We start from the raw sequence: 25,608 nt of genomic DNA, 5'->3' as shown, positions 1-25,608 counted from the left end.
GCGCCCGGCCGGCGACCCGTGCGGAGGCGTACCCGGCAGCACGCGCGGCGACGGGGCGTCAGTCCTCGTCGAAACGTCGTTTGGCCAGCGCCTCGATCCGCTCGACCGCCTCCTGCGCCTGCGGCCCGGAGGCCTCCACCTCCACGCGGTCACCCTGACGTGCGCCCAGCGACATGATCGCGAGCACGCTGTGCCCGTCCGCCTCGTCGGTGCCGAGACGCACCCGGACGTCGGCGTCGACCCCGGCGATGGCGCGCACCAACAGCGCCGCGGGACGAGCGTGCAGCCCCGCACCGTTCTCCAGCGTGAACTCGGTGCGCACCGCCCCGGCCTCGGCTTCCGTCACCGCCTCCGTGCTCTCGGCCGTGCCGCCGCCTCCGGCCTCGGCGGCAGCCTGGGCGACCCCGGCCCGGTCGGCGCCGCCCTGCGCCGCCACAGCCGCCGCCACGGCACCCTCCACGAAGGGCGCGTCGACCACCACGGCCGTACCGGGGTCGTCGAGGGTCTCGACCACCATCTCGGCGGTCATCTGCGCGCTGCCGAGGTCGTAGAGCACGACCGCTCCCGACCCGCTGTTCGCCCGCTCGACCGCGGCCGACACCGCGTCGTAGTCCGTGCCGATCCCACCGTCCGCAGCGCCTCCGGCGGGCACCACCGTCACGTCCGGCGCCATCTGGGCCGCCACCTCGGCGAGCCCCTCGGCGAGCTTGGCACTGTGCGACACCAACACGAGTCCGACTCTCATCGCTCCACCTCGGCAAAGGTTCGGAGCAACAGGGCCGTCGACCGGGCTCCCGGGTCGAGGTGTCCCACGCTGCGTTCACCCAGGTACGACGCCCTGCCCTTCCTGGCGACGAGCGGGGTCGTGGACTCGGCGCCTCGTTCCGCGGCGTCCGCCGCGGCCGCCAGCACCGCCGCCACCCCTCCGTCGTCGACGGCCTCCGCAGCCTCCACAGCGGGTGCGAGAGCGTCGACCATCGTGGCGTCACCGACCTCGGCCTTGCCTCGGGCCACCACACCGTCGAGCCCGGCCCGCAACGCCGCCTTGACCGTGGCCTCGGTCAGTTCCTCGGCCTGCCCCACCGCGGTGGCCGCCCGCAAGAACGCCGTCCCGTACAACGGGCCGGCAGCTCCGCCAACCTTCGAGATCAGCGTGGTGGCCGCCAGCTTCAGCACCGCACCGGGAGTGTCGGGGACGGCCTCGGACAGGGCACCGGCGAGTGCCGTGAACCCCCGGTTCAGGTTCTCGCCGTGGTCGGCGTCGCCGATGGGCCGGTCGAGATCCGTCAGTTCGCCGCGGTGCTCGGCCATCGTGTCGGCCGCGGCCCGCAGAGCCGCCGCCACGTCGTTCGCGGTACACCCCATCACAGCCCCCAACGCAGAGCCGGTGTCCTGACCGGAGCGTCCCACAGCTCGGTCATCTCCTCGTCCATCCGCAGGATCGTGAGGCTGATGCCCTGCATCTCCAGGCTCGTGATGTAGGGACCCACGAGCCTGCGCACCACGGTGACGCCACGGTCGGCGAGCGCGCGCTCCCCGATGCCGTGCGCGAGGTAGGTCTCCAGCAGCGGGGTGCCGCCCATCGAGTTGGTGAACAGCAGGACCTCGTCCCCGCTCTCCAACGGCAGGTCGTCCGCCACGGCCGCCACCATGCGTCCCACCAGCTCGGACGCGGGCTCCACCGGCCTGCGCTCCCGACCCGGCTCGCCGTGGATGCCGATGCCGAACTCCACCTCGTCGTCGCCCAGCTCGAAGCTCGGCTCACCGACGTGCGGCACGGTGGGCGCGGTGAGCGCCACGCCGATCGACCGCACGTTCTCCACCACCCGCCGTGCCACCGCCTCCACGGCGTCGAGGTCGTCGCCCCGCTCGGCCGCCGCGCCGACGATCTTTTCGAGCAGCACCGTGCCACCCACGCCTCGACGCCCGGCCGTGAAGGTCGAGTCGGCCACCGCCACGTCGTCGTCGATCACCACCGTGCGGACGTCGAGCCCCTCCGCGGACGCCAGTTCGGCGGCGGTCTCGAAGTTCAGGACGTCACCCGTGTAGTTCTTCACCACCAGCAGGGCGCCCGCGTCGCCCGTCGTGGCAGAGATCGCCGCCTGGACCGCGTCGGGAGTCGGCGAGGTGAACACCGCGCCCGGGACGGCGCCGTGCAGCATGCCAGGGCCGACGAACCCCACGTGGAGTGGTTCGTGCCCCGATCCGCCCCCGGAGATGATCGACACCCCGCGCGCCGGCGAGTCGGCCCGCACCACGACGTCGGGGTCGTACTCCACTCGCACCAGATCGGGATGAGCGGCGGCGAGACCCGCCAGTGAGTCCGCGACCACCGTCGCCGGATCATTGATGATCTTCTTCACTGCTACCTCCGAGCGCGGCGATGCGTTGGCAGGTTCGGTTCTCAACCTAACCAACTTCCGCTGCTACGGCAGTGTCTTCAGCAGCCCCTTCGCCAGGTCCGTCACCCGGCTACAGGCGGTGTCGGTGTCGGCCGACTCGCCGTAGTCGTAGTAGCTCAACGTCATGAGTTCCGCCTCCTGCTCGCTGATCGGCAGGTGGACCCACGACACGTCGCACTCGGCGATGTCGTTGCCGCCGGCCTGTCGCGCCACCTTCAGGCCGTCGACCAACTCGATCTCCTCGGCCTCGTCACCCGGCGTCACGGGATAGCCGACCCGCGCGTGGGCGTAGGCGATGACGTCGTCGAACGACAACTGGCAGAAGTGCAGGCCGCTGGGGTTGATGCGCGGTTCCTCGTCGAGTTCGAGCGCCTTCGACACGTGCTCGGAGCTGAACGACTCGCACAGGTCCACAGTCATCAGCGAACCCTCGGGCTCCTCCATCATCGCCGGGTTCGACCGCAGTGCCTCGACGACCCCTTCCAGGGCCACGTAACTGCTGTCGCACGGATCTCCGCCGCCCTGGTCGTGCGTGGCCATCACACTGACCCCGGCGTTGGGCTGACGCCGCGTCACCGCGACGGAAATGCACGACGAGTCCCCGGAACTGTGCTGCACCAGCGGCAGGCCCCCGACGTTGCCCGTGGCGTCGTCCGCGGAGGCGAGCGTGCCGCTCTCGCCGAGTTCGACCATCACGCGGATCGGCTTGCCACCGACGTCGACGTACGTGCGCGCGCACCGCCCCCAGTCGGCGGCGGTCGGCTGGCCGTTGGGCAGCAACGTGGCGGCAAGCTCGTCGCCCAACAAGGCACAGGCGTCGACTTTGCGCAGCGTGGCCGGCTCGAAGGCAGGATCGTCGATCGGCCCCGACGGCACCGGCCCCTCACGGCCGTTCGGCTCCGCCTTCACCGTGGTGCGCTCGAAGTTCTCCTTCGCCAGGTTCTCGCCGGCACACCCGGCGAGCAGACACAGCCCGGCGACCCAGCACACGATCAATCGACGTGTTACAGCACGACTCAGCACGGGAGCACGGTAACCGGCCCCTGTGACGACCGTGCAGGGTTCCCGGAATAGTGATCTTTCCTCGTTCGAGCCCGACGCGGTCAGAAGAGCGTGAGGTCGTTGCTCTCGATTCCCCGCAGCTTGTCGTAGTCCAAGGTCACGCAGCGGATGCCCCGGTCCTCGGCCAGAGTGCGCGCCTGCGGCTTGATCTGCTGGGCCGCGAAAACCCCCTGGACCGGCGCCAGCAGCGGATCACGATTCAACAACTCCAGGTACCGCGTCAACTGCTCGACACCGTCGATCTCGCCGCGGCGCTTGATCTCCACGGCCACGGTGCCGCCGTCGGCGTCACGCGCGAGGATGTCGACGGGGCCGATCGCCGTCATGTACTCGCGGCGCACCAACGTGTAGCCGTCGCCCAGCGTCGTGATGTGTTCGGCGAGCAACTCCTGAAGGTGAGCCTCGACACCGTCCTTCACGAGCCCGGGCTCGGCACCGAGATCGTGCTCGACCTCGTCGATCAGTTGCTCGATGGTGATGACGAGCTTCTCGCCCGCCTTGTTCTCGACGATCCAGAGATTGCCGTCCTCGATCAGCCAGCACGGCGGACTCATCCAGTTCAGCGGCTTGTAGGCGCGGTCGTCGGAATGCACCGACACCGACCCGTCGGCCTTCACGAGCAGCAGTCGAGTGGCCATCGGCAGGTGGGCAGTCAGGCGGCCCGCGTAGTCCACCTGGCACCGGGCGATCACTAAGCGCACGACGGAAGGGTAGGCGACTCCGGCGGGCAAGTACTCGCCACCCGTGTCCATCCCCCGTTAGGGTCACGCAACCTACCCTGACGAGAGGTTCACCGAGTGAATGACAATCCGACGCTTCTCGACTGGACGGACAACCTCGTTCGCGGGCTGGGCGTCACGCTTCTCGTGACCGTTCTGGGCACGGCGCTGATGATCGTCGTGTCGGTGTTGCTCGGTCTCATGGCGCGATCGACCAAACTCGCCGTACGGGGATTCGCCCGAGTCGTCATCGAATTCTTCCGCGGTACCTCGTTGCCGATCCAGTTGTGGTGGTTGTTCTTCGCGCTGCCGCTGCTCGGGATCAAGTTCGACCCTCTGTTCGTGGGCGTGCTCGCCTTCGGGTTGAACTACGGCGCGTACGGAGCCGAGGTCGTCCGAGGCTCCATCGAGGCGGTACCGAAACCCCAGTGGGAGGCGGCGATCGCGCTGAACCTCTCGCCCGCACAACGCATGCGGCGCGTCATCTGGCCCCAGGCCACGGCCTTGATGATCCCGTCGATGAACAACCTGTTCATCCAACTGCTCAAGAGCACCCCGCTGCTCTACACCATCTCGCTGGTGGACCTGATGAACATGGGCGAGGCGTTCCGCTTCGCGGGCGGTGACCAGACCGTCATGTACCTGGCACTCATGGTCATCTACTTCGTCCTCGCCTACGCCGTGACCATGGTGTCCAATGTGGCCGAAGTGGCCGCGAAGGCGAAGCTCGGCAGACACGAGGGCATCCGCAGCGTCTTCCGACTTCGCAAGCCCACTCCCGAGGAGGTGCCCGCTCCATGAGTTGGGACTGGGACTACACGTTCGACATCCTGCCCGAGCTGCTGAGTCACTTCGTCCAGTACACGCTGGTGGCCACGCTGCTCGGCATCGCGGTCGCGGCGGTGCTGGGACTCGCGTTCGCGGTCGTGCGTCAGCTCCGCATCCCGGTGCTGTCGCAGCTCACGACGGCGTTCATCGAGTTCATCCGCAGCACGCCGTTGCTCATCCAGCTCTTCTTCCTGTTCTACGCGCTGCCGGGAATGGGCGTCACGCTCGCCCCGATGACCGCGGGCGTGATCGGCCTCGGCGTGCACTACGCGTGCTACTGCGCCGACGTCTACCGCGCCGGCATCCAGGCCGTGCCGAAGGGGCAGTGGGAGGCCACGGTCGCGTTGCAGCTCCCGCCGCACATCACGTGGCGCAGGGTCATCCTGCCGCAGGCCGTTCGCAACGTCCTGCCGTCGCTCGGCAACTACGCCATCGCCATGTTCAAGGAGACGCCGTTCCTGGCTCTCATCACGGTGCCCGAGCTGCTGCGCACCGCACGCACCATCGGCGGTGACACCTACGAGTACCTGGAGCCGCTGACGCTGGCGGGACTCATCTTCCTCGCGGCCAGCTATCCGACCGCGCTGCTGCTGCGTCGACTGGAGCGTCGACTGCAGCCCGCCGGGTGATCGGAACGCGGTCGTGAGCGGCGTCGTCAGGTCCGCTCACGACCGCGTCTCGCGATTCAGCCCTCGGTCGCGCAGAGCTGCTCGGTGGTGGAGTTACGCGAGGCCTCGGCGTCAAAGCCCCACTTCTCCAGAAGCTGGGCGAACTCCTCGGTCTCCTTGAACTTCGTCAACTCCGCGTCGAACTTCGCGTGGAAGTCCTTGTCGGACTTGCGGAACGCCGCACCCGCACCGGTGGTCGGAATCTCGGCCAGCGGCTCGGTGATCTCGAAGTCGCCCCCGTACTGCGCCTTGTGCGACTCCAACGTCAGCGTCGGCAGGAGGACGGCGTCCACTCGGCCGTCGCTCAAGCCCTGCATGGCGTCCGGCGCCTTGGGGTAGGTCTGCAACTGTCCTTCCGGGACACCCAGTGACTTCGCCGTCTTCAGCTCGTAACTTCCCGCGAGCACGGCGATGTTCGCACCGGAGGACTTCACGACGTCCAAGGAGGTCAGCTTCTTCGGGTTGCCCGCCGGGACGGCGAACGACTCCGTCGACACGATGTCCGGCGAGGCGTAGAGCACCTTGGAACACCGGGTCTGGTTCATGAACAGCCCCGCGCTCACGATGTCCCACCGGTCGGCGTCGAGCCCCGGGATCATCGAGTCGTAGTCGGTCTGGACGCCCTCGATCCGGGTGATGCCCATCCGTTCGAGCACGGCCTTGGTGATGTCGGGCGACGCGCCGGTGAGCTCGCCACTGGCCTCCAGCTTCGTGTAGGGCGGCTCGTTGGCCACCGCCACCCGGACGGGCTGGCCGGAGTCGATGCGCTGCTGCAACCCCGCCCCCTCGACCTGTCCGGTTTCCGGGTTCGTCGTCTGACACGCGGCGAGCAACGACCCGCCACCCACGGCCGCGAGTCCCACGGCCGAGTACCGAAGCAGTGCGCGACGGGAAATATTGAGCTCTCGTTTCGACAAGGGTGACTCCGTTCCAGAGACGGCAGGTCGTGCGACCCTAACCCAATCGAGTGACGGGGAGAATGGTGCGAATGAAGAGACTCGACTCACGCGAGGTGTACGCCAACAACTGGATGACGGTGCGTGAGGACCGGATTCGCAGGCCGGACGGCTCCGACGGAATCTACGGCGTCGTGGACAAGCCCGACTACGCCCTCGTCATTCCGCTCGACGGCGACAAGATGAAACTCGTCGAACAATTCCGTTACCCGCTCGGGCTGCGACGCTGGGAGTTCCCTCAGGGCACCGCTCCCGACCGGGTGTCGCTGCCCGCCGCGGAACTCGCCGCCCGCGAGTTGCGGGAGGAGACCGGGTTGTCGGCGGGCTCGCTCGTCGAGATCGGGCTGCTGGACGTCGCCCCGGGACTGAGCAGCCAGCGTGGCCGCGTGTACCTCGCGACCGACCTCTCCGAGGGCGAACCGGACCGCGAACACGAGGAACAGGACATGCGAGCGGAGTGGTTCGACCGCACCGAGGTGGAGCGCATGATCACCACAGGCGAGATCACCGACGCGCAGTCCGTCGCCGCCTACGCGCTCCTGCTGCTGTGGGAGAAGCGCAACACCTGACCCCACGACGGCCGACTCAGTCGGGCCACTCGGGGTGCCGCTTCTCCAGGAACGCCGCCATTCCCTCACGCGCACCGGGCAACTGCGAGGCCGAGGCCATGACCTCCACGGCGAGCGCGTAGGCGTCGCTCTCGGGCCGGTCGAGCTGGGCGTACAGCGTCCGCTTGCCCAACGCCTTCGACGCACGGCTCCCGCGAGTGGCCCTCGCCAGCAGGTCGGCCACGGCTCGGTCCAGCTCCTCGTCCGGCACCACCCGGTTGACCAGTCCCCAGTCGAGCGCCGTCGCGGCATCGATCGGGTCACCGGTCAGCGCCAGCTCCATGAGTCGCTTGCGACCGACCGCACGGGCCACCGGAACGGCCGGAGTGTGGCAGAACCAGCCGCCCTTCCCGCCCGGCAACGCGAACCCCGCCGACTCCGCGGCGACGGCGAGGTCACACGACGCCACAAGCTGACACCCCGCCGCCGTCGCGAGACCGTGGACCCGCGCGAGCACCACCTGGGGCACCGACTGCACGGTGCGCATGACGTCAGTGCACAACCGAAGCAGGTCTCGGACCCCGGTGAGATCACGCGCCGCGACGTCGGCGAAGTCGTGTCCGGCCGAGAACACCGGCCCCGCCCCGGCCAGCACGATGCCGGTGGCGCTCGACTCCCCGGCCTCGGTGAAGGCCGCGAGCAGCTCCCGCAGGTGCGGCTCCGACAACGAGTTGCGCCGCGCCGGGCGGTTCATGGTGATCGTGACGGTGTCGTCCTCCCGCTTGACGAGGACGTGCTCGTAGTCACCCATGCTGTGACCGTAGCCCCGCACGGGCCCCACACCAAGCGAGTCGGAACCGCCGAGCCGCTCAGGCCCGGTCGAGCACCGCGTGCAAGAACTCCCGCGTCCGCGGGTGCGAGGGGTCGGTGAAGAGCTTCTCGGGCTCGGCGTCCTCGATGACCTGACCACTGTCGAACATCATCACGCGGTCCGACACGTCCCGTGCGAACTGCATCTCGTGGGTCACGCACAGGAAGGTGATGTCGGTGGTCTCGGCGATCTCGCGCAGCACCGCGAGAACCCCGGCGACCAGCTCCGGGTCGAGCGCGGAGGTCACCTCGTCGAGGAGCAGGACCTCCGGTTCCATGGCCAGCGCCCGCGCAATGGCCACCCGCTGCTGCTGCCCGCCGGAGAGCTGCGACGGGTGGGCGTCGACCTTGTCGCTCAACCCCACCATCTCCAGCAGCGACCGGGCCTTCGCCTCCGCCTCGTCCCGCGACATCCCGAGCACACGGATCGGCGCCTCGGTGATGTTCTGCAGCACCTTCATGTTCGGGAACAGATTGAACTGCTGGAACACCATGCCGATCCGCTTGCGTACGCGACGCAGGTACTTCTCGTCGGCGGGAACGAGCTTGCCGCCCTTCTCCATGTGTGAGAGATATTCGCCGCCCACCTGGATCGTGCCACCGTTGACACGTTCCAACGTCATCAACAGACGCAGGATCGTCGTCTTGCCGGACCCGCTCGGCCCGATCAACGTCACGAATTCTCCGGGGTCGACATCGAAACTCAGATCGCGGAGCACGACGTTGTCGCCGAACTTCTTCACCACCTGGTCGAAGCGAATCATCACGTCGGACGCGGGACGGGCCGACGGATCACTGTGCGAGTCCAAAACGACGCTCCAAGTATCGAACGAGTAGGGAGGCAGGGTAACTCAACAGGAGGAACAAAATCCCGGCAATAGTGATCGGTTCGACGTACCGAAATGCCAGGGACGCCTCCTCCTCCGCCGCTCCCACGATGTCGAGCACACCGATCGCCAACAGCAGCGGTGTCTCCTTGAACATCGAAATCGTGTAGTTGCCGAGCGCGGGCAGAACCCGCGGAATCGCCTGTGGCAGCACCACTGCCGTCCAGACGCGACGCGTCGGCAGACTCAGCGCCGTGGCGGCCTCCCACTGCCCCTTCGGGACGGCCTCGATGCCCGCCCGGTACACCTCCGCCGTGTACGTCGCGTAGTGCAGCCCCAACCCCAGGACACCCGTCACCATCGGGGAGAGCGTGACCCCCACGAGTGGCAACACGTAGAACAGGAAGAACAACTGCACGAGCAGTGGCGTACTACGGATGAACTCCATGATCAGCCACACGACGGTGCTGATCACACGGATCGGCGAGCGCCGCAGCAGGGCGAACACGAGCCCGAGCACGTACGCGAGCAGCGCGCCGAGGACGGTGGCCTGCAGCGTCACCAGCAGACCTTCGAGGATGGCGGGCAACACCGCGAAGGCGAAGTCCCAGTCCCACGTGGAGTTCACGCGACACCTCCACCGGTCGCGATCGCCTCGTCACGCTTGGCCGGAGTTCTCCCGACCTTGCGCGCCGCCCAGCGCTCCAACATCCGCATCACGAAAGTGATCACAATGGACAGAACGAGGTAGAACAGCAGCAGGATCGTGAAGATCAGCGCCACCTCACCGGTGAAGGCGGGCACGAGGATGACGGTGGCCTGATGGGTCATCTCGGGCACCGTGATGAAGGTCAGCAGCGCCGTGCCCTTGAGCAACTGGATGAAGAGATTGTTGAACGGTGGCACCATCTCCACCAGCGCCTGCGGCAGGACGATGCGCCGCATCCGCTGCGCCGGGGTGAAGTTCAGCGCCACGCCGCCCTCGTGCTGCTCCTTCGGCACCGCCTGCACGGAGCCGCGGACGATCTCCGCACCGTAGGCACCGAAGTTCAACCCGAGGACGAGGATGCCGGCCCACAACGGCAGCAGTTGGAACCCGGTCAGCACCGGGAGCACGAAGTACAGCCAGAAGAGCTGCACGACCTCCGACGTGCCCCGCCACACCTCGATGTAGATCCGGGCGATCGTCCGTACGACGATCCGGCGGGACAAGATCGCGAGCCCCGCCACGAACGACAACACCGTCGCCAGGATGATGCCGCCGACGGTCGCCTGGACCGTGACCAGGAGACCGTCGGCGATGACGGAGACGAAGTGGGGTACGTCGTCGAACATCGTGAGTTACCGCCTTCCGGCCCTCACTCCCCCGAGCAGAGCTTCTCTGTGGTCACGTCCGCGGGCGGCAGGTTGTCCTCCGTGAAGCCGAAGGGCCGGACGATCTCCAGCCACCGGCCGTCCTCGTGCAGCTTCTGCAACTCCTGGTTGAAGGCGTTGACGAGGTCGTCGTCACCCTTGCGGAACACGAAACCACCGGCCTGCAACTGCTCCTTGCCGTCGACCACCGGCACGAAACCCTCGGTGATCTCCAGCCCCGAGTCGGGATTCTGTTCGAGCAGGGCACGCAGCGAGATGTCGGTGAGCGCACCCGCGTAGGCACGGCCTGCCTGCAACGCCTGCACCATGTCGGCCTGACCGCCGTAGGTCTGCACGTCGGCGATGCCCAGCGACTTGGCGACCTGCTGCTCGATCGTGCCGGAGAGCACGGCGAGGCTGACGCCCTTGGCCTTGACGTCCTCGAAGTTGTTGACGCCCTCGGGATTGCCCGCCGGCACGAGGAACGCGGTGTTGGTGACGTAGTCGACGGCCGAGAACTGCGCCTGTTGACACCGCTCGGGCAGGATCGCCATACCGGCGGCGACCATGTCGTACTGCCCCGCGTTCAGGCCGGGGATCAACTGTCCGAACTCGACCTGCTGTGCCTCGACGTTGGGGACACCGATGGCGGAGAAGACGGCCTTGGCGACCTCGGGCGACTCACCGGTCACCTTACCGTCCTGAGTGAACCCGTACGGGATCTCGCCTGCGATACCGACTCGAACGGTGCCGGCGTCGCGAAGCCTCTGGAGTGTGTTTCCACCCCCCTGGGAACCGGTCTGCGGCGCCTCGGTGCACGCCGCCGCGAGTGTTGCGGTGGCCCCGACGACGAGCGCTGCTTTCAGGGCAGAACGCCGGGACAAAGCCCGCTGTGCCCACTCACCCTGAGCCATGATCGCACCCTTCTATCCCTGGGGTCTGTTCGCCGACTCGGGCGAACGATCATTCCTTCACATGGTTACCGAACGTAGGTGCTCCGCCCGATCGGGTCAAAACCGTGGTGACGGTCCGTTATCAGATAGAGATCAACCCGGCGAGACGCCGAAACGGCGAAACCACCCATAATCAGCGACGACGTCGAAAGCGATTTCCGTGATTCACATCAACTCCCGACGGCGCACAGTCCCTATACCGACGGTATGTCTGTACCCATGATTTGCCAGCTCAACGACGCGGACCACGCGATGTCGCACCACTCGGTACCAGGGCTCGCGCCGCGCTCGTCGCGTCGCACGCAGAGTGCGAGATCGAAGACCGTGCGTTTCCGGTTACGCTAGTGCGACGTGACCTGGAGTACCTACACCAGCTACCTCGTTCTGGTGATCTTCGTGGTCCTTGCTCCCGGGCCGGACACCGTCGTCACGCTCAAGAACTCGTTCACCGGTGGCTTCCGGGGCGGACTCATGGCGACAGCCGGCATCGCGACCGGCAACGTCGTCCAGGGCACGGCCGTCGCGTTCGGCCTCGGCGCCGTCATCGTGCAGTCGCAGGTCGCCTTCCACACGCTCCGCTGGCTCGGCGTGGTCTACCTCTGCTACCTCGGTGTCCAGGCGCTGCGGTCGGCACGCCGTGGCGACTACGCGGCGATGGACGGTGCGGGCGCGCAGCACGGCGCGTTCCGGCGCTATCGGGAAGGACTGCTCTCCAACGTCACGAACCCGAAGGTCCTCGCGCTGTACCTCTCGGTACTGCCCCAGTTCATAGACCCCGTGCACAACTCGCTCACCGACACACTGCTGCTGGCGTACACGGTCGCGGTGCTGGGCGCGATCTGGCAGCTTGCGCTCGTGGCCTTCGTGCACTCGGTGAGGGTGTGGTTGCAGCGCAGGAGCGTGCGCCGGGCACTCGACGCGGCCACCGGCACCACGCTCATCGGCTTCGGCGCCGCGCTGGCCTTCCAAAGCTGATCCAGCGTGTCCGCGCCCCACGCACGCGAGTTCGCATCGCAGGGCGCGGACTTCCGATCACAGGACGCCGACATGCGTGCGCAAGACGCGGGGGACGACGTCCGGCGACGATCACTCGGAGTCGGCGTTCTCCGGTTCGCCCTCCACGCGCTCGACGCGCGCGCCCAGGCGGTTGAGGTTCTCGACGAACGCCGGGTAACCGCGGTCGATGTGGAAGACGTCCCACACCGTGGTGACGCCCTCCGCGCAGAGTCCCGCCAGCACGAGCCCCGCACCCGCGCGGATGTCGGACGCCCACACCGGTGCGCTCGACAGCCGCTCGACACCGCGCACGACGGCGTGGTGCCCGTCGGTCCGGGCGTCCGCCCCGAGCCGCACCATCTCCTCGATGAACCGGAACCGCGCCTCGTAGACGTTCTCAGTGATCATCGACGTGCCCTCGGACACCGACGACAGCGCCACCGCGAACGGCTGCAGGTCGGTCGCGAAACCCGGGTACGGCAGCGTCACGAAGTCGACCGCCTTCGGCCGATCCTCCTGCACGACGCGGAAGCCCTTGTCGTCGTACGTCGTGACGTCGGCTCCCGCGAGCCGCAGCTTGTCCAGCACGAGATCGAGGTGGTGCGGGTCCACGCCCGTCACCGTGACGTCGCCGCGTGTCATCGCCGCGGCGAACGCCCAGGTGGCGCCGACGATGCGGTCGCCGATCACGTAGTGCTCCGTGGGGTGCAGTTCGTCGACGCCCTCGACCGTCAGCGTCGACGTCCCCGCGCCCTCGATGCGCGCCCCCATCTCCGTCAGCATCGTGCAGAGGTCGACGATCTCGGGTTCGCGGGCCGCGTTGTCGATCACCGTGGTGCCCTTCGCGAGCACCGCGGCCATCAGGATGTTCTCGGTGGCTCCCACGCTCGGGAAGTCGAGCCAGATCTGCGCGCCGTGCAGCCCCTCGGCCTCGGCGACGACACAACCGTGCTCGATCGTGCTCGTGGCCCCCAGCTTGCGCAGCCCGTTCTGGTGCATGTCCAACGGCCTCGAACCGATGGCATCCCCGCCCGGCAACGCGACGACCGCGCGCTTCAGCCGCCCGACCAGCGGCCCGAGGACGCACACGGACGCGCGCAACTTGCCCATCGCAGGCGTGTTCGCGCGGTGGGACAACTCGGCAGGCGTGGTGATGCGCGTGACGTCGCCGTCCATCTCGACCGTGCAGCCCACACTGCGCAGCACGTCCGCCATCAGCGGCACGTCCAGGATCTGCGGGCAGTTACGGATCGTGGTGGTTCCCTCGGCGAGCAGCGCTGCTGCCATCAGCTTCAGAACGCTGTTCTTGGCACCGACAACCTCGACCTCGCCGACCAGACGCGCACCGCCGTACACGTCGAAGTGCTCGCTCATGGTCGCCCATCATGCCGGGCTCGGTCACAGCGTGTGCGCTGGGGCACGTTAGCGACCAACCCGGTCACAAGATCGCTCATCGTGAAACATTCGGCCACCACGCGACGATAGGTCGCCACCGACCATGGTCACATCTCGATGTGGCCGGTGCCTCCGGCGGCAGCGGGCCGTAGACTGCCGCCATGTCCGTACGGATCAACCGCGTGTACACCCGGGTCGGCGACAACGGTACGACGGCGTTGGGCGACGGAACGCGGGTGGCGAAGACCGACCCTCGCCTCGGGGCCTACGCCGACGTCGACGAGACCAACTCCGTCGTGGGCGTGGCCATCGCGTTGGGCTCGCTGCCCGAGGAACTCACGACGGTCCTCCGTACGGTGCAGAACGACCTGTTCGACGTGGGCGCCGACCTCAGCACGCCGGTGGTGGCCGATCCCCCGTACCCGCCGTTGCGGATCACGCAGGACTACGTCGACCGACTCGAAGGTTGGTGCGACGAGTTCAACGAGCGGGTCGGCAAACTGAACTCGTTCATCCTTCCGGGTGGGACCCCGGGCGCCGCGCTGTTGCATCAGGCCCGCACGGTGGCCCGCCGCGCGGAACGATCGGCGTGGGCGCTGGTGGAGGCCGACCCGGACGGCACGAACCCGATCGCCGTCACCTACCTCAACCGGCTCTCGGATCTGCTGTTCATCCTCGCCAGAGTGGCCAACCCGGACGGCGACGTGTTGTGGAAGCCGGGCGGCGAACGCTGACACCGCGCTCGCCGCACCCATGCTCGACGCGCGGGACGACGCTCAACTGGCGCGAGGAAGTTTGCGACCGGGTGGCGCGGACTCCAACCACGACAGAAACCCGGTCAGCGCGCCTGGCCCCATCGCGATCTCGATGGGTTCGTCGTCGCCGGGACGACAGCGCAGAACGCGAGAACCCGGTGGGACGGCATAGGACTCCGTACCCACCGGGTCGCGACGAGTGACGATGTGGAGCGTGTCCCGGTAGAACACGCGGCTCGGCCCGATCCGCAGACTCCACACGCGATACCAGACGAACTCCTCACCGCGGTAGCGGCCGACGCCGAGGTGCCATCCGGACTTCTCGCGGTCCGGTTGCCACCGCAGAGCCACACTGACTCCGCCGTGACGGCGCATGAAAACCCAGCGCAGCGCGTAGGCCGCCGCGACGGCGAGCAGCACGAGCAGGAGTGCCAGGACCAGCGTGGCGATGTCCATGGTCGGCTCCCGCTTGTTTCCCGGTCAGACCGATTGACCAGCCGCTCGAAGCCGGGCCGCGGCCCTGGCGCGCTCGGTCGCGTCCTCCTCGGCGAGCGCGCGGCGCGCCGCCTCGACGTCGACCTCCTCGCCAAGCTCGGCCGACTCCGCGAGCACACTGACCGCGTCGGCCGTCACCGACAGGAAGCCGCCGTGCACGGCCGCTGTCACGGTCTCGCCGTCCGTGGTGGTCACCTTGACGATTCCACCTTCGACGAGCTGACCCAGCACCGGCTCGTGACCGGGCAGGATGCCGATCTCGCCTTCGGTGGTCTGCGCGGCGACGAACTTGGCCGTCCCCGACCACAGGCGGCGTTCGACGGCCACCAGCTCGACGGACATCTCAGCCACGTAGCTCTCCTTCATGCCTCACGCGCGTTCCGCCCAGTGTAGCCCGGGGCCACCGAGAGGCGGTCGCACCCGTGATACACGAACGACGGGGCCACATCCACAGTGGACGTCACCCCGTCGCTCACGGAACTCACTTGCCGGTGATTTCCTTGTACTTCTTCTCAAGGTCGTCGAGGCCACCGATACCCAGGAACGCCTGCTCCGGGTAGTGGTCGAAGTCGCCCTTGGCGATCTTGTCGAACGCCTCGACCGTCTCCGACAGCGGCACCGTCGAACCCGGAATACCGGTGAACGTCTCCGCCACCAGCATGTTCTGCGACAGGAACCGCTCGATGCGGCGGGCCCGGTTGACGGTCAGCTTGTCCTCTTCCGACAGCTCGTCCATACCGAGGATCGCGATGATGTCCTGCAGTTCCTTGTACTTCTGCAGGATTCGGATGACCTCGGAGGCGACCCGGTAGTGCTCCTCGCCGACGATGGCCGGGTCGAGGATCGTGGAGCTGGAGGCCAGCGGGTCCACGGCCGGGAAGATGCCCTTCTGGAACACCGAACGCGACAGCTCGGTGGTGGCGTCCAGGTGGGCGAACGTCGTCGCCGGAGCGGGGTCGGTGTAGTCGTCGGCGGGCACGTAGATCGCCTGCATCGACGTGATCGACCGGCCTCGGGTCGAGGTGATGCGCTCCTGGAGCACACCCATCTCGTCGGCCAGCGTCGGCTGGTAACCCACAGCCGACGGCATACGACCGAGCAGGGTCGACACCTCGGAACCGGCCTGGGTGAACCGGAAGATGTTGTCGATGAACAGCAGCACGTCCTGGTTCTGGACGTCGCGGAAGTACTCCGCCATCGTCAGCGCGGACAGCGCCACCCGCATACGGGTGCCGGGCGGCTCGTCCATCTGCCCGAACACGAGCGCGGTGTCGTTGATGACGCCGTCCTCGCTCATCTCCAGGAAGAGGTCCGTGCCCTCACGGGTGCGCTCGCCGACACCGGCGAACACCGACGTACCACCGAAGTTCTTGGCGACACGGGTGATCATCTCCTTGATGAGCACCGTCTTGCCCACACCGGCACCACCGAACAGACCGATCTTGCCACCCTGCACGTACGGGGTGAGCAGGTCGATCACCTTCAGGCCGGTCTCCAGCATCTGGGTCTTACCCTCGAGCTGGTCGAACGCCGGGGGCTTGCGGTGGATGCTCCACCGCTCCAGGTCCTGGCCGTAGCCGGGCTCGTCGAGGCACTCGCCGAGCGCGTTGTAGACGTGACCCTTGACCTTGTCACCGACCGGCACCGAGATCGGCGCGCCGGTGTCGATGACCTCGGCACCCCGCACCAGGCCGTCCTGCGGCTGGAGCGAGATGGTCCGGACGAGGTTGTCGCCGAGGTGCTGCGCCACCTCGAGGGTGACGGTCTTGCGGAGCTCCTCGAACGTGATCTCGACCTTGAGGGCGTTGTTCAGGTTCGGCACCGCGCCACGGGGAAACTCGACGTCGACGACCGGCCCGGTCACGGAGACGATCCGCCCCTTGGCCGCGGTTGCTGTGTCTTGCACGGCAGTCATGGCTTACACATCACTTCCTGTGGCGGCGAGCGCGTCCGCCCCACCGACGATTTCGCTGATCTCCTGGGTGATCTGGGCCTGGCGGGCCTGGTTCGCCAGTCGGGTGTACGTCTCGACAAGCTCCTGGGCGTTGTCCGACGCCGACTTCATGGCGTTGCGCTGAGCCGCCAGTTCGGATGCCGCCGACTCCAGCAACGCCGCGTAGATCCGCGTGTTGATGTACTTCGGCAGCAGCGCTGCAAGCAACTGCTCGGCACTCGGCTCGAACTCGTACGCCGGAGGAATGCCCGTGGGAGCCTCCTCGGTGTACTCGACCTCGAGCGGAGCGATGCGACGCGCGACCGGAGTCTGCGTGAGCATCGAACGGAACTCGGTGTAGACGATGTGCAGTTCGTCCACACCCAGCACGCCGTCCGCACCCGGGTTGGTGCCCGAGTCGTCAGCTCCCGCGAGGAACGCCTTCACCAGCGTGTCGCCCACCTCGGCGGCATTCTCGTAATGCGGCTGCTGCGAGAACCCGGTCCAGCTGCCCGCGATCTCGCGCTCGCGGAAGCGGTAGTAGTTCACGCCCTTGCCACCGATCACGTAGAGCTGTGGGTCCTTGCCCTGCTCACGGAGCAGGGCAAGCAGCTCCTCGGTCGCCCGCAGCGCGTTGGCGTTGTAGCCACCGACCAGACCCCGGTCACTGGTGACCACCAGCACCGCCACCCGGGAGGGGTTCGGGCGCTCGACCAGCAACGGGTGGTCGAGGCTCGTGCTCGCCCCGGCCAATGCGGAGAGCACCTTGGTGATCTCCGTGGCGTAGGGGCGCGACGCCTCGACCCGTGCCTGCGCCTTGCTGATGCGGGACGTGGCGATGAGTTCCATCGCCTTCGTGATCTTCCCGATCGACTTGGTTGCCCGGACCTTCTGCCGGAGCTCACGAAGCTGAGCGGCCATCAGTCGCGCCCTACTTCTTCACAGCCGCGGGACGGTGCACCTTCACGGACTCCTGACCGACCTTGTCGGCGTCCATGGGGTCCACGGTCTCGTCGCCGACCAGCGACTTGCCCTCGGACGTCGTGAAGCTCTTCTTGAACTCCGCGGTGACGGACGCGACCCGCTCCGCGATCTCGTCGGACCACTTACCGGTCTCACGGATCGAGGAAAGGATGTCGTCGTGCTTGTGACGGATGTGCTCCATCAGCTCCGCGTTGAACCGCGCGGTGTCCTCGATCGGCACGTCGTCGTAGTGACCCTTCGTGCCGAGGAACACCGTGAGGACCTGCTGCTCCACGGGCACCGGCGAGTACTGCGGCTGCTTGAGCAGCTCGTACAGGCGAGCACCACGGTCGAGCTGGGCCTTCGACGCGGCGTCGAGGTCCGAGGCGAAGGCGGCGAACGCCTTCAGTTCCTCGTACTGCGACAGGTCGATCCGCAGCGAACCGGACACCGTCTTCATGGCCTTGATCTGCGCGTCACCACCGACTCGCGACACCGAGGTGGTGACGTCGACGGCGGGCCGCTGACCCGAGTTGAAGAGGTCCGACTGGAAGAAGCACTGCCCGTCGGTGATCGAGATGACGTTGGTGGGGATGTAGGCCGAGATGTCGTTGGCCTTCGTCTCGATGACCGGCAGACCGGTCAGCGAGCCGCCACCCAGCTCGTCCGACAGCTTCGCGCAACGCTCCAGCAGACGCGAGTGCAAGTAGAAGACGTCACCGGGGAACGCCTCACGACCCGGCGGACGACGCAGCAGCAGCGAGATCGCACGGTAGGCCTCGGCCTGCTTGGTGAGGTCGTCGAACACGATCAGGACGTGCTTGCCCTGGTACATCCAGTGCTGGCCGAGCGCGGAGCCCGAGTACGGGGCGAGCCACTTGAAGCCGGCCGAGTCGGAGGCCGGAGCGGCGACGATGGTCGTGTACTCCATCGCGCCCGCGTCCTCCAGCGACTTGCGCACGGAGGCGATCGTCGAACCCTTCTGGCCGACGGCGACGTAGATGCAGCGAACCTGCTTCTTCGGGTCGCCGCTCTCCCAGTTGGCCTTCTGGTTGATGATCGTGTCGACGCAGACGGCGGTCTTACCGGTCTTGCGGTCACCGATGATCAGCTGACGCTGACCGCGACCGATGGGGGTCATCGCGTCGATCGCCGTGATACCGGTCTGCAGCGGCTCACCGACCGGCTGCCGCTCCACCACCGAGGCCGCCTGCAGCTCCAGCGCGCGGCGCTCCGTGGACTCGATATCGCCGAGGCCGTCGATCGGCTTGCCGAGCGGGTCGATGACACGGCCGAGGAAGCCCTCGCCGACCGGGATCGAGAGGATCTGGCCGGTGCGCTTGACCTCCTGACCCTCCTCGATCGATTCGAAGTCACCGAGGATGACGACACCGATCTCGCGCGGGTCGAGGTTCTGCGCGACGCCGAGAATGCCGCCGGGGAACTCCAGCAGCTCGTTCGCCATGGTGCCCGGCAGGCCTTCGACGTGGGCAACACCGTCGCCGGTGTCGACGACGACGCCGACCTCTTCCCGGCTCACGTCCGGGGAATAACTCGAGACGTAGTTCTCGATCGCGTTGGCGATCTCATCCGAGGAGATCGTCAGCTCCGCCATGTCGTTCCCGCTCTCACTTCGTTCTTGCCAGTGTGCAAAGTATGTGTCATGTCGCCGACTCGCTCACCCGGCCAGTTGCCTGCGGAGGGCTTCCAGCCTGCCGGCGGCACTGCCGTCGATCACCTCGTCGCCGACCCGGACCACCAGGCCGGCGCCCAGCGAGCGATCGAGGGCCACGTGCAACGCGATCGGCCGCCCGTAGAGCCGCTCAAGCTGGCTCGAGAGCCGCTCCCGCTGCTCGTCCGTCAACTGCGTGGCGCTTCTGACCTGCGCCACGGAACGGCCGTTGCGGGCCGCGGCCAGCTCGACCAGCCGGTCGACACCGTGTGCGGCACTGCGACCCCTCGGGCGGATGACGGCCTGCTCGATCAGCACCTTGGTGATCGGGTCGACCTTGTCCGCGACGAGCTGGCGAGTGAGACCGCGCTTGGCCTCGGTGGGCGCCGTCCGGTCGGACAGCGCCCTCTCCAGTTCAGGGCTGTCGTCCAGGATACGAGCGAACTGGAACAGTTCGTCCTCGACAGCGCTCAGTTTGCCCGCTTTCTCCGCGCCGGCGAGCAGCGCGGTGAAGCCGAGGTGTTCGAGGCCGTCCACCAGTTCCCGGGGGTTCGACCACCGTGCACCCACCACGGCTTCGAGCACCGACAGCGCGGGGGCCGAGAGCTTGTCCCGCAGCAGGGAGGCGACCAGCTGCTTGCGGGTCTCGGGGTCCGACGAACCGTCCGACACGGCCCGCCGCAACCCGATCTCCCTGGTGAGCAGATCCACCACGGAGAGCAGCTCCTCCCCGACTGCGGACGGATCGGCGCCCGCGTCGCCGAGTACTCCGTCGAGACGGGTCTCGGCGAAGCTCAGAGCCTCGCGACTCGCAGCATGCAGCGTCATCTAGGCCCTACTTCCTTGCTCCGGCCGCACCACTGGCTTCGAGCTCACTCAGGAACCGGTCGACAGTGCCACGGCGCCGCGCCTCGTCCTCGAGCGACTCGCCCACGATCCGCCCGGCAAGCAGGACGGCGTTGCGTCCGAGATCCTCTCGAAGCTCGGCGACCAGCTGGGCCCGCTGGGCCTGCAACTGCGCCTCACCCTGCGCGACGATGCGTCGCGCCTCTTCCTCGGCCTGTGCCCGCAGTTCTTCCTTGATCTGCTCGGCCTCGGCCCGCGCGTCGTCGCGGATCTTGGCCGCCTCACTCCGCGCTTCGGCGAGCTGCGCCTTGTACTGCGCCAGCGCCTGCTCCGCCTCGGCCTGAGCCTTCTCGGCCTTCTCGATGCCGCCCTCGATCTTGGCTGCCCGCTCCTCGTACAGCTTCTCGAAGCGCGGTTTGACGAACTTCGTCATGACGAACAGCAGGAGGAGGAAAGCGATAAGACCGATGATGATCTCGGAGGTGTGCGGAAGAACAGGGTTGTACTCTTCCTGCGCCAGAATCATCGCCGTCTCCACTTCGTCTGGTTACTCAAGCAGTCGGTGGAGGGACGTCAGCCCGCGAGGAAGAAGAGCACGAACCCGAGCAGCGCGAGCACCTCGACGAGGGCGAACGTGGTGAAGCCGATGTTCATCAGCTTGCCCTGGGCCTCCGGCTGACGGGCGGTGCCGCTGATGACCGACGAGAAGATCATGCCCACGCCGATACCACCACCGATGGCACCGAGGCCGTAGCCGATGACGGCGAGACCCGCGTTGATGTCGGTCTCGGCGGCCTGCTGGGCAAGAAGCATGGAGCTCACGTGATTTCCCTTTCCAACTTCGTCCGTGTTCGGTTAACGGAGCATTTGCCTTGGGGTTGAACGGACGTCACCTTCGCGTAGGCCGTCCGTCGGTCTTATGGGTCGACTCAGTGCTCGTCGGCGAGAGCCGCCCCGATGTAGTTGGCCGACAACAACGCGAAGATGAACGCCTGGATCACCATGATGAGCGCCTCGATGAACGTGATCGCCAAGGCACCCGCGAACGAGAACGCGGAAATCGCCTTCAACAGGCCCTCGCCATGCAGCAGCAGGTACTCGGCCGAGATACCGAAGAGCATGATCAGCAGGTGGCCCGCGAACATGGCGGCGAAAACTCGAATCGCCAGGGTGATCGGGTTCATCACGAACTTCGTGAAGAACTCGATCGGCGTCAGCAGGATGTAGACGAACTTCGGGGCACCGGGCGGGACCAACTGGTTCCGCAGGTAGCCGCCGAGCCCGTGCTTCCGGATACCGGCGTAGTGGTAGACCGGGTAGACCACCAGCACCGAGAGCGCCAGCGGGAACCCGATGTGCGACATCGTCGGGAACTGCAGGATCGGCACGAGCCCGAAGAGGTTGTTCACCAGAATGAAGGTGAACAGGCTCAGCACCAGTGGCACGAAGCGGAGGAAGTCGTTCGCGCCGATCTGCTCACGAGCGATGTTGTTGCGCCCGAAGTCGTAGAGCGATTCGACGAGGAACTGCCCCTTGCCCGGGACGACGCTCATCTTCCTGGTGGTCAGCAGGAAGAAGGCCACGATGATGACGACCGAGAGCACGGCAAGCAGCATGGGTTTCGTGACCCAGCCGAAGATTGCCGGCAGATTGAAGGCCTCTGCCGTCGGCGGTGTGAATTCGTCACCTGCGGCTACTACCAGCGCGCCCAACTGGGCTCCTTCCGGTTCTCCCGGCCGGCGTTCACTCCGCCGGGGGAATCGTCACAAACCTGGACTTAACGTACCGGATACAGATCCGACACTGTGCAGGGCATCCCCGCTAGGGGAATGGGACCTTGCCGCGGACGATACCAGGGGCTACTCAGGCATACCGTACGGGCGTACTTCTCAGCCCCCCGTTCGGGACGTATGCCCTACTCGCGAGTAGTGCTCTGCGCCGAACGGGCGACGACGAGTGTCGGTGTCTTGGTGGTCCGGAAGGCGACCACCTCCGCTCCCGCCCATGCGACGACCGTCGTCAACATCCCGAACGCCAACGCGGGCCGCGAGAACGTGTCGACGTCGCGCAACAGCAGCATGACCACCAACAACGCGCCCATCTTGATGGCATAGCCACCGAGCGCCAGGCTCATCAGCGCACTCGGCGGGCGAGTGGCCGCGATGCGCATCATCGTGATGGTCACGAGCGAGGACCCGTAGCCGAGTGCCGCCCCGAACCCGGCTCCCACCAGGCCCGGCTGTCCGACCGAGATGGTCGACACCCCCACCGTGAGGAGCACCAGCGGCAGGGACAGTCGAAGTCCCCACCGCAGCATCGCGTCGGCGAGCGCGTACACCGACTTCGCGTGTTCCGCGCGGAGCTCGGCGGCGACGGCGTCGGACTCGACGTCGGACTTGGCGTCGGACGTCGGGTCGACGGCCTTCTCGGCCTTCTCCTCCGCGCCACCGTCCACTGCGTTCATCTCGCCTCTAACCCTTCGGTCGACCTCGACGGTCGACCCGCTCGGTTCCTCGTTCGCCCTGGTCGTGCCCCAGCCTAGGTGAGGCTAGGTCGTGCTCTTCTGTCGCTGGCGGCGCAGCCGCGGGACGAACGAGATCAAAGCCGCGACGATCAACCCGGCACAGGTGATCCAGAACACCGCGGCGGTGTCGAACATCGCCACCGCGACCGCCCCGAAGGCGAGCAACGCGGCCCACAGGTAGATGAGCAGCACGGCCCGGCGCTGCGAATGCCCGATCTCCAGGAGCCGATGGTGCAGGTGCATCTTGTCCGCCGCGAACGGGCTTTCACCACGGCGCGTGCGACGGACCACGGCCAGCACCAGGTCGAGCAACGGCAGGAAGAGCACCGCCGCCACCACGAACAACGGCGAGAGCAGGGCGACGACGTCGGTGGCGTCGAACGACGTGTACACGATCCGCCCCGACGCCGACGTGCTCGCCGCCGCCAGCATGAGACCGATCATCATCGAGCCCGAGTCGCCCATGAAGATCTTCGCGGGCTGGAAGTTGTGCGGCAGGAAGCCCAGACACGCACCGGCGAGGGTCGCGGCGATGAGCGCCGGCGGGTAGGTGCTCACCTCCCCACCGGAGGAGTGCAGCAGCCAGAGCGTGAACGTGCACGTCGCCGCGGCGGCGATCAGGCCGAGACCGCTCGCGAGACCGTCGAGGCCGTCGACGAAGTTCATGGCGTTGACCATGACCACGACCAACAACACGACCAGCAGCCCGCCCTGGTTGCGGTCGAACATCAGCACGTTGCCGACGGCGTCCGCGTCACCGCCCCACGGCACCCACAGCGAGACCCACTGCACCCCGAACAGAACCAGGATGCCCGCGCACAGCACCTGACCGGCGAGTTTGGTCCAGGCATCGATCTCGAACCGGTCGTCGAGGGCACCGATCAACACGATCACCCCGCCGCCGATGAGGACGGCGACGGGATCGTAGGAGTACTCGAAGGCGCGCCGCAGGACCGGGAGCTGGTGGGCCAGGGCCATGCCGCCCACCACGCCGAAGTACATCGCGACGCCGCCCATCCTCGGAATCGGGACGACGTGGACGTCGCGCTTACGCGGGACGGCGACGGCCTTCACCTTGATGGCGAAACGCCGCACCACAGCGGTCAGCAGGTAGGTCAGGGCAGCGGAGACGAGAGCGACGAGCAGGTACTCGCGAATGGGGAGGCCGGTGGGGGCGGCGGAGTTCACGACCGCGTCACCCTCCGCAAGACACAAACGGGTGGTTCACAGTGCGCAACCGTACCGCTACTGTTCTCGCTCACTGTTCCCGGCCGATCTCCATGCCCAGGGCCTCCGACACCGCCTCGGCACTCACCGCGCCCTCCCGCAACAACGAGGGACGGTCACCCGTGAGGTCCACGATGGTCGATGGCACGGGATCGCCGCTCGGCCCTCCGTCGAGGTAGACCGCGACGGACTCGCCCAACTGCCGCCGCGCCTCCTCGGCGTCCGACGCGGGCGGTTGCCCGGACACGTTGGCACTCGACACCGCCATGGGGCCGACTTCCCGGAGCAGCTCCAGCGCCACCGGGTGCAACGGCATGCGCAGCATCACGGTGCCGCGGGTTGACCCGAGGTTCCACTGCAGACTCGGCGCGTGCGGGACGACGATCGAGAGGTCGCCGGGCCAGAACGCCTCGACGAGGGTTCGTGCGTGCCGGGAGAGCCCGAGCACGAGACCGTCGATCGTGGACCAGGAGCCCACGAGGACACCGGCCGGCATGTCCGGTCCTCGATTCTTGGCTCGCAGGAGCGCCGCCACGGCTTCCGGGTCGAACGCGTCGGCACCGATTCCGTAGACGGTGTCCGTCGGGAAGACCACGAGTCTGCCGGATCGGGCCGCCGACACCGCGGCTCGCAATCCGTCGGACCTCGTCTGCGGCTCGCCGCAGTCGTACACCGCGCTCATGCGCGCCAAGCTTAGCGATGCCGAATGTCGACATCGCGCCCCGGCGGTCAGGCCCGGCGAGCGGTGACGAAACGCGGTCGACCGGCGAGGTCCTTGTGATCGGTGACGTCGGTGAGCACTCGCCGTGCCTCCAGCAGCGGGGGAACGGCGTGGGCGTGGGTGTCGTCGTGCTCGATGGCGACGCCGCCGCCGGGCTTGAGCAGTCGGGCCGCCATCGTCACGACGTGCCGGATCACCTCCAGCCCACCGTGGGCGGCGAAGACCGCCTGGGGCGGGTCGTAGTCGGCCACCTCGGGCGGCACGGGCGTGCCCTGCGGCACGTACGGCGGGTTGCAGAGCACGAGGTCGACGAGGCCGTCGAGTTCGGCGAACACCGTGTCGTCGGTCACGTCGCCGGAGTAGAGGCGGATCGGTGTGTCACCGGCCTCCGCCCGAAGGTCCGCGTTGTGGCGTGCCCAGGCGAGCGCGTCGGGATCGTTGTCCACCGCGTACACGACGGCATCGGGTCGAGCGTGCGCCACCGCCAGAGCCAACGCTCCCGATCCGGTGCACAGGTCCACGACCACGGGGTACTCGCGCCCCTTCACGAGCTTCAGCCCCCACTCCAGCAGCAGCTCGGTCTCCGGTCGGGGCACGAACACGCCGGGGCCGACCCGCACACTGATGTCCCCCATCGTCGCTCCACCGAGCAGGTACTGGAGCGGAACCCGCGTGGCGCGCTCGTTGACCACTCGGCTGATGGCGTCCACGACGGGCGGATCGACGAGCGGAACCAGCGGCAGCCGTCCACGGTCGACGCCCAGCACATGGGCGGCGATGAGCTCGGCCTCGGTCCTCGGGGACTCGACGCCGGCCTCCTCCAGGATTCGAGCAGCCTCCAACAGCGCCAGTCGCAGGGGCAGTCTCTTCACGGCGTCAAGACTTGCACATGACC

30 protein-coding genes are annotated in these 25,608 nt (G+C 67.5%); 5 read left to right on the top strand and 25 right to left on the bottom strand.

From position 1 onward, the window contains the following. Nucleotides 1-58: 58 nt before the first annotated feature. From dhaM to nucS, 5 genes are all read right to left on the bottom strand, one after another. Nucleotides 59-745 carry a dihydroxyacetone kinase phosphoryl donor subunit DhaM gene (dhaM, locus tag JAV51_RS16595; protein WP_197321653.1) on the bottom strand — a complete coding sequence of 229 codons (687 nt, stop codon included), beginning with the start codon at nt 743-745 and terminating at the stop codon, nt 59-61. Next, nucleotides 742-1,365, bottom strand: a complete 624-nt coding sequence (dhaL, locus tag JAV51_RS16590; protein WP_197321652.1) for a dihydroxyacetone kinase subunit DhaL — start codon at nt 1,363-1,365, stop codon at nt 742-744. Before dhaL ends, dhaM begins: the two co-directional genes overlap by 4 nt. Next, on the bottom strand, nt 1,365-2,363 hold the full coding sequence (gene dhaK / locus JAV51_RS16585; protein WP_197321651.1) for a dihydroxyacetone kinase subunit DhaK: 999 nt from the start codon (nt 2,361-2,363) through the stop codon (nt 1,365-1,367). Before dhaK ends, dhaL begins: the two co-directional genes overlap by 1 nt. A gap of 63 nt (nt 2,364-2,426) precedes the next feature. Next, nucleotides 2,427-3,425, bottom strand: a complete 999-nt coding sequence (locus tag JAV51_RS16580) for a hypothetical protein (protein ID WP_307845909.1) — start codon at nt 3,423-3,425, stop codon at nt 2,427-2,429. Nucleotides 3,426-3,505: 80 nt separating this feature from the next. Beyond that, on the bottom strand, nt 3,506-4,165 hold the full coding sequence (gene nucS / locus JAV51_RS16575) for an endonuclease NucS (RefSeq protein ID WP_197321650.1): 660 nt from the start codon (nt 4,163-4,165) through the stop codon (nt 3,506-3,508). Nucleotides 4,166-4,261: 96 nt separating this feature from the next. On the opposite strand from nucS, the gene JAV51_RS16570 reads away from it, so the two are divergent. Next, nucleotides 4,262-4,984, top strand: coding sequence for an amino acid ABC transporter permease (locus tag JAV51_RS16570; protein ID WP_197321649.1), 723 nt, complete (start codon nt 4,262-4,264; stop codon nt 4,982-4,984). Then, nucleotides 4,981-5,640, top strand: a complete 660-nt coding sequence (gene ehuD / locus JAV51_RS16565; protein WP_197321648.1) for an ectoine/hydroxyectoine ABC transporter permease subunit EhuD — start codon at nt 4,981-4,983, stop codon at nt 5,638-5,640. The genes JAV51_RS16570 and ehuD (JAV51_RS16565) overlap by 4 nt, the downstream gene beginning before the upstream one ends. Nucleotides 5,641-5,696: 56 nt before the next feature. Here the strand turns inward: ehuD (JAV51_RS16565) and ehuB (JAV51_RS16560) are convergent, their stop codons facing one another. After that, a complete protein-coding gene (gene ehuB / locus JAV51_RS16560) occupies nt 5,697-6,596 on the bottom strand; it encodes an ectoine/hydroxyectoine ABC transporter substrate-binding protein EhuB (protein WP_197321647.1) in 900 nt (299 codons plus the stop codon). A gap of 71 nt (nt 6,597-6,667) precedes the next feature. Here ehuB (JAV51_RS16560) and JAV51_RS16555 point away from each other — a divergent pair, with 71 nt between their 5' ends. After that, entirely contained in the window at nt 6,668-7,204 is a 537-nt protein-coding gene (locus JAV51_RS16555) for an NUDIX hydrolase (RefSeq protein ID WP_197321646.1), read from the top strand. Between the two features lie 16 nt (nt 7,205-7,220). Here the strand turns inward: JAV51_RS16555 and JAV51_RS16550 are convergent, their stop codons facing one another. Genes JAV51_RS16550 through ehuB (JAV51_RS16530) form a run of 5 tightly spaced genes read right to left on the bottom strand, consistent with a single transcriptional unit; the run spans nt 7,221 to nt 11,147 of the window. Continuing rightward, nucleotides 7,221-7,994 (bottom strand): enoyl-CoA hydratase-related protein, encoded by a 774-nt coding sequence (locus JAV51_RS16550; protein ID WP_197321645.1) that lies wholly within the window; start codon nt 7,992-7,994, stop codon nt 7,221-7,223. 58 nt (nt 7,995-8,052) lie between these two features. Beyond that, nucleotides 8,053-8,817, bottom strand: a complete 765-nt coding sequence (ehuA, locus tag JAV51_RS16545; RefSeq protein WP_197321735.1) for an ectoine/hydroxyectoine ABC transporter ATP-binding protein EhuA — start codon at nt 8,815-8,817, stop codon at nt 8,053-8,055. Between the two features lie 28 nt (nt 8,818-8,845). Next, on the bottom strand, nt 8,846-9,508 hold the full coding sequence (gene ehuD / locus JAV51_RS16540) for an ectoine/hydroxyectoine ABC transporter permease subunit EhuD (protein ID WP_197321644.1): 663 nt from the start codon (nt 9,506-9,508) through the stop codon (nt 8,846-8,848). Further along, on the bottom strand, nt 9,505-10,215 hold the full coding sequence (gene ehuC, locus JAV51_RS16535) for an ectoine/hydroxyectoine ABC transporter permease subunit EhuC (RefSeq protein ID WP_197321643.1): 711 nt from the start codon (nt 10,213-10,215) through the stop codon (nt 9,505-9,507). The genes ehuD (JAV51_RS16540) and ehuC overlap by 4 nt, the downstream gene beginning before the upstream one ends. 23 nt (nt 10,216-10,238) lie before the next feature. Beyond that, complete coding sequence (gene ehuB / locus JAV51_RS16530) at nt 10,239-11,147, bottom strand: ectoine/hydroxyectoine ABC transporter substrate-binding protein EhuB (protein WP_231642446.1); 909 nt, start codon at nt 11,145-11,147, stop codon at nt 10,239-10,241. 390 nt (nt 11,148-11,537) lie between these two features. On the opposite strand from ehuB (JAV51_RS16530), the gene JAV51_RS16525 reads away from it, so the two are divergent. Beyond that, nucleotides 11,538-12,161 carry a LysE family translocator gene (locus JAV51_RS16525; protein ID WP_197321642.1) on the top strand — a complete coding sequence of 208 codons (624 nt, stop codon included), beginning with the start codon at nt 11,538-11,540 and terminating at the stop codon, nt 12,159-12,161. 111 nt (nt 12,162-12,272) lie between these two features. Here the strand turns inward: JAV51_RS16525 and murA are convergent, their stop codons facing one another. Continuing rightward, nucleotides 12,273-13,556, bottom strand: coding sequence for a UDP-N-acetylglucosamine 1-carboxyvinyltransferase (gene murA, locus JAV51_RS16520; protein WP_197321641.1), 1,284 nt, complete (start codon nt 13,554-13,556; stop codon nt 12,273-12,275). A gap of 182 nt (nt 13,557-13,738) precedes the next feature. Here murA and JAV51_RS16515 point away from each other — a divergent pair, with 182 nt between their 5' ends. Beyond that, the gene (locus JAV51_RS16515; RefSeq protein ID WP_197321640.1) at nt 13,739-14,311 is read left to right on the top strand and encodes a cob(I)yrinic acid a,c-diamide adenosyltransferase; all 573 of its coding nucleotides are present in this window, start codon (nt 13,739-13,741) and stop codon (nt 14,309-14,311) included. Nucleotides 14,312-14,353: 42 nt separating this feature from the next. On the opposite strand, the gene JAV51_RS16510 is transcribed toward JAV51_RS16515, so the two are convergent. From JAV51_RS16510 to prmC, 13 genes are all read right to left on the bottom strand, one after another. Then, entirely contained in the window at nt 14,354-14,788 is a 435-nt protein-coding gene (locus JAV51_RS16510) for a DUF2550 domain-containing protein (protein ID WP_197321639.1), read from the bottom strand. A gap of 24 nt (nt 14,789-14,812) precedes the next feature. Further along, a complete protein-coding gene (locus tag JAV51_RS16505; RefSeq protein ID WP_197321638.1) occupies nt 14,813-15,178 on the bottom strand; it encodes a F0F1 ATP synthase subunit epsilon in 366 nt (121 codons plus the stop codon). Between the two features lie 130 nt (nt 15,179-15,308). Further along, nucleotides 15,309-16,742 carry a F0F1 ATP synthase subunit beta gene (gene atpD, locus JAV51_RS16500; RefSeq protein ID WP_197321637.1) on the bottom strand — a complete coding sequence of 478 codons (1,434 nt, stop codon included), beginning with the start codon at nt 16,740-16,742 and terminating at the stop codon, nt 15,309-15,311. Nucleotides 16,743-16,745: 3 nt separating this feature from the next. Continuing rightward, nucleotides 16,746-17,681 carry a F0F1 ATP synthase subunit gamma gene (locus tag JAV51_RS16495; protein ID WP_197321636.1) on the bottom strand — a complete coding sequence of 312 codons (936 nt, stop codon included), beginning with the start codon at nt 17,679-17,681 and terminating at the stop codon, nt 16,746-16,748. A gap of 10 nt (nt 17,682-17,691) precedes the next feature. Further along, nucleotides 17,692-19,338 carry a F0F1 ATP synthase subunit alpha gene (gene atpA / locus JAV51_RS16490; protein WP_197321635.1) on the bottom strand — a complete coding sequence of 549 codons (1,647 nt, stop codon included), beginning with the start codon at nt 19,336-19,338 and terminating at the stop codon, nt 17,692-17,694. Nucleotides 19,339-19,401: 63 nt separating this feature from the next. Further along, a complete protein-coding gene (locus JAV51_RS16485) occupies nt 19,402-20,223 on the bottom strand; it encodes a F0F1 ATP synthase subunit delta (RefSeq protein ID WP_197321634.1) in 822 nt (273 codons plus the stop codon). Nucleotides 20,224-20,230: 7 nt separating this feature from the next. Then, nucleotides 20,231-20,767: a F0F1 ATP synthase subunit B gene (locus JAV51_RS16480; RefSeq protein ID WP_197321633.1), complete on the bottom strand. Its 537-nt coding sequence runs from the start codon at nt 20,765-20,767 to the stop codon at nt 20,231-20,233. A gap of 47 nt (nt 20,768-20,814) precedes the next feature. Further along, nucleotides 20,815-21,054 carry a F0F1 ATP synthase subunit C gene (locus tag JAV51_RS16475; RefSeq protein ID WP_005458740.1) on the bottom strand — a complete coding sequence of 80 codons (240 nt, stop codon included), beginning with the start codon at nt 21,052-21,054 and terminating at the stop codon, nt 20,815-20,817. Between the two features lie 116 nt (nt 21,055-21,170). Continuing rightward, entirely contained in the window at nt 21,171-21,953 is a 783-nt protein-coding gene (gene atpB / locus JAV51_RS16470) for a F0F1 ATP synthase subunit A (protein WP_197321632.1), read from the bottom strand. Nucleotides 21,954-22,156: 203 nt separating this feature from the next. Then, nucleotides 22,157-22,705: a hypothetical protein gene (locus JAV51_RS16465; RefSeq protein ID WP_197321631.1), complete on the bottom strand. Its 549-nt coding sequence runs from the start codon at nt 22,703-22,705 to the stop codon at nt 22,157-22,159. 84 nt (nt 22,706-22,789) lie between these two features. Further along, nucleotides 22,790-23,953 carry an MraY family glycosyltransferase gene (locus JAV51_RS16460; RefSeq protein ID WP_307845908.1) on the bottom strand — a complete coding sequence of 388 codons (1,164 nt, stop codon included), beginning with the start codon at nt 23,951-23,953 and terminating at the stop codon, nt 22,790-22,792. Between the two features lie 70 nt (nt 23,954-24,023). Then, nucleotides 24,024-24,674, bottom strand: a complete 651-nt coding sequence (locus tag JAV51_RS16455) for an L-threonylcarbamoyladenylate synthase (RefSeq protein ID WP_197321629.1) — start codon at nt 24,672-24,674, stop codon at nt 24,024-24,026. A gap of 47 nt (nt 24,675-24,721) precedes the next feature. Next, on the bottom strand, nt 24,722-25,585 hold the full coding sequence (gene prmC, locus JAV51_RS16450) for a peptide chain release factor N(5)-glutamine methyltransferase (RefSeq protein ID WP_197321628.1): 864 nt from the start codon (nt 25,583-25,585) through the stop codon (nt 24,722-24,724). Nucleotides 25,586-25,608 lie beyond the last annotated feature (23 nt).

Source organism: Saccharomonospora sp. NB11 (assembly GCF_015910535.1).
Lineage (GTDB): Bacteria > Actinomycetota > Actinomycetes > Mycobacteriales > Pseudonocardiaceae > Saccharomonospora.
The sequence above is the reverse complement of the archived record's forward strand: the minus strand, read 5'-3'. Positions and strand labels throughout refer to the sequence as shown.

Coding starts and splice junctions, on each gene's coding strand:
- dhaM (WP_197321653.1), bottom strand. CDS start 745: ATGAGAGTCGGACTCGTGTTGGTGTCGCACAGTGCCAAGCTCGCCGAG.
- dhaL (WP_197321652.1), bottom strand. CDS start 1,365: ATGGGGTGTACCGCGAACGACGTGGCGGCGGCTCTGCGGGCCGCGGCC.
- ehuD (WP_197321648.1), top strand. CDS start 4,981: ATGAGTTGGGACTGGGACTACACGTTCGACATCCTGCCCGAGCTGCTG.
- JAV51_RS16555 (WP_197321646.1), top strand. CDS start 6,668: ATGAAGAGACTCGACTCACGCGAGGTGTACGCCAACAACTGGATGACG.
- JAV51_RS16550 (WP_197321645.1), bottom strand. CDS start 7,994: ATGGGTGACTACGAGCACGTCCTCGTCAAGCGGGAGGACGACACCGTC.
- ehuA (WP_197321735.1), bottom strand. CDS start 8,817: ATGATTCGCTTCGACCAGGTGGTGAAGAAGTTCGGCGACAACGTCGTG.
- ehuC (WP_197321643.1), bottom strand. CDS start 10,215: ATGTTCGACGACGTACCCCACTTCGTCTCCGTCATCGCCGACGGTCTC.
- ehuB (WP_231642446.1), bottom strand. CDS start 11,147: ATGGCTCAGGGTGAGTGGGCACAGCGGGCTTTGTCCCGGCGTTCTGCC.
- murA (WP_197321641.1), bottom strand. CDS start 13,556: ATGAGCGAGCACTTCGACGTGTACGGCGGTGCGCGTCTGGTCGGCGAG.
- JAV51_RS16515 (WP_197321640.1), top strand. CDS start 13,739: ATGTCCGTACGGATCAACCGCGTGTACACCCGGGTCGGCGACAACGGT.
- JAV51_RS16510 (WP_197321639.1), bottom strand. CDS start 14,788: ATGGACATCGCCACGCTGGTCCTGGCACTCCTGCTCGTGCTGCTCGCC.
- atpD (WP_197321637.1), bottom strand. CDS start 16,742: ATGACTGCCGTGCAAGACACAGCAACCGCGGCCAAGGGGCGGATCGTC.
- JAV51_RS16495 (WP_197321636.1), bottom strand. CDS start 17,681: ATGGCCGCTCAGCTTCGTGAGCTCCGGCAGAAGGTCCGGGCAACCAAG.
- atpA (WP_197321635.1), bottom strand. CDS start 19,338: ATGGCGGAGCTGACGATCTCCTCGGATGAGATCGCCAACGCGATCGAG.
- JAV51_RS16485 (WP_197321634.1), bottom strand. CDS start 20,223: ATGACGCTGCATGCTGCGAGTCGCGAGGCTCTGAGCTTCGCCGAGACC.
- JAV51_RS16480 (WP_197321633.1), bottom strand. CDS start 20,767: ATGATTCTGGCGCAGGAAGAGTACAACCCTGTTCTTCCGCACACCTCC.
- JAV51_RS16475 (WP_005458740.1), bottom strand. CDS start 21,054: ATGCTTCTTGCCCAGCAGGCCGCCGAGACCGACATCAACGCGGGTCTC.
- JAV51_RS16465 (WP_197321631.1), bottom strand. CDS start 22,705: ATGAACGCAGTGGACGGTGGCGCGGAGGAGAAGGCCGAGAAGGCCGTC.
- JAV51_RS16455 (WP_197321629.1), bottom strand. CDS start 24,674: ATGAGCGCGGTGTACGACTGCGGCGAGCCGCAGACGAGGTCCGACGGA.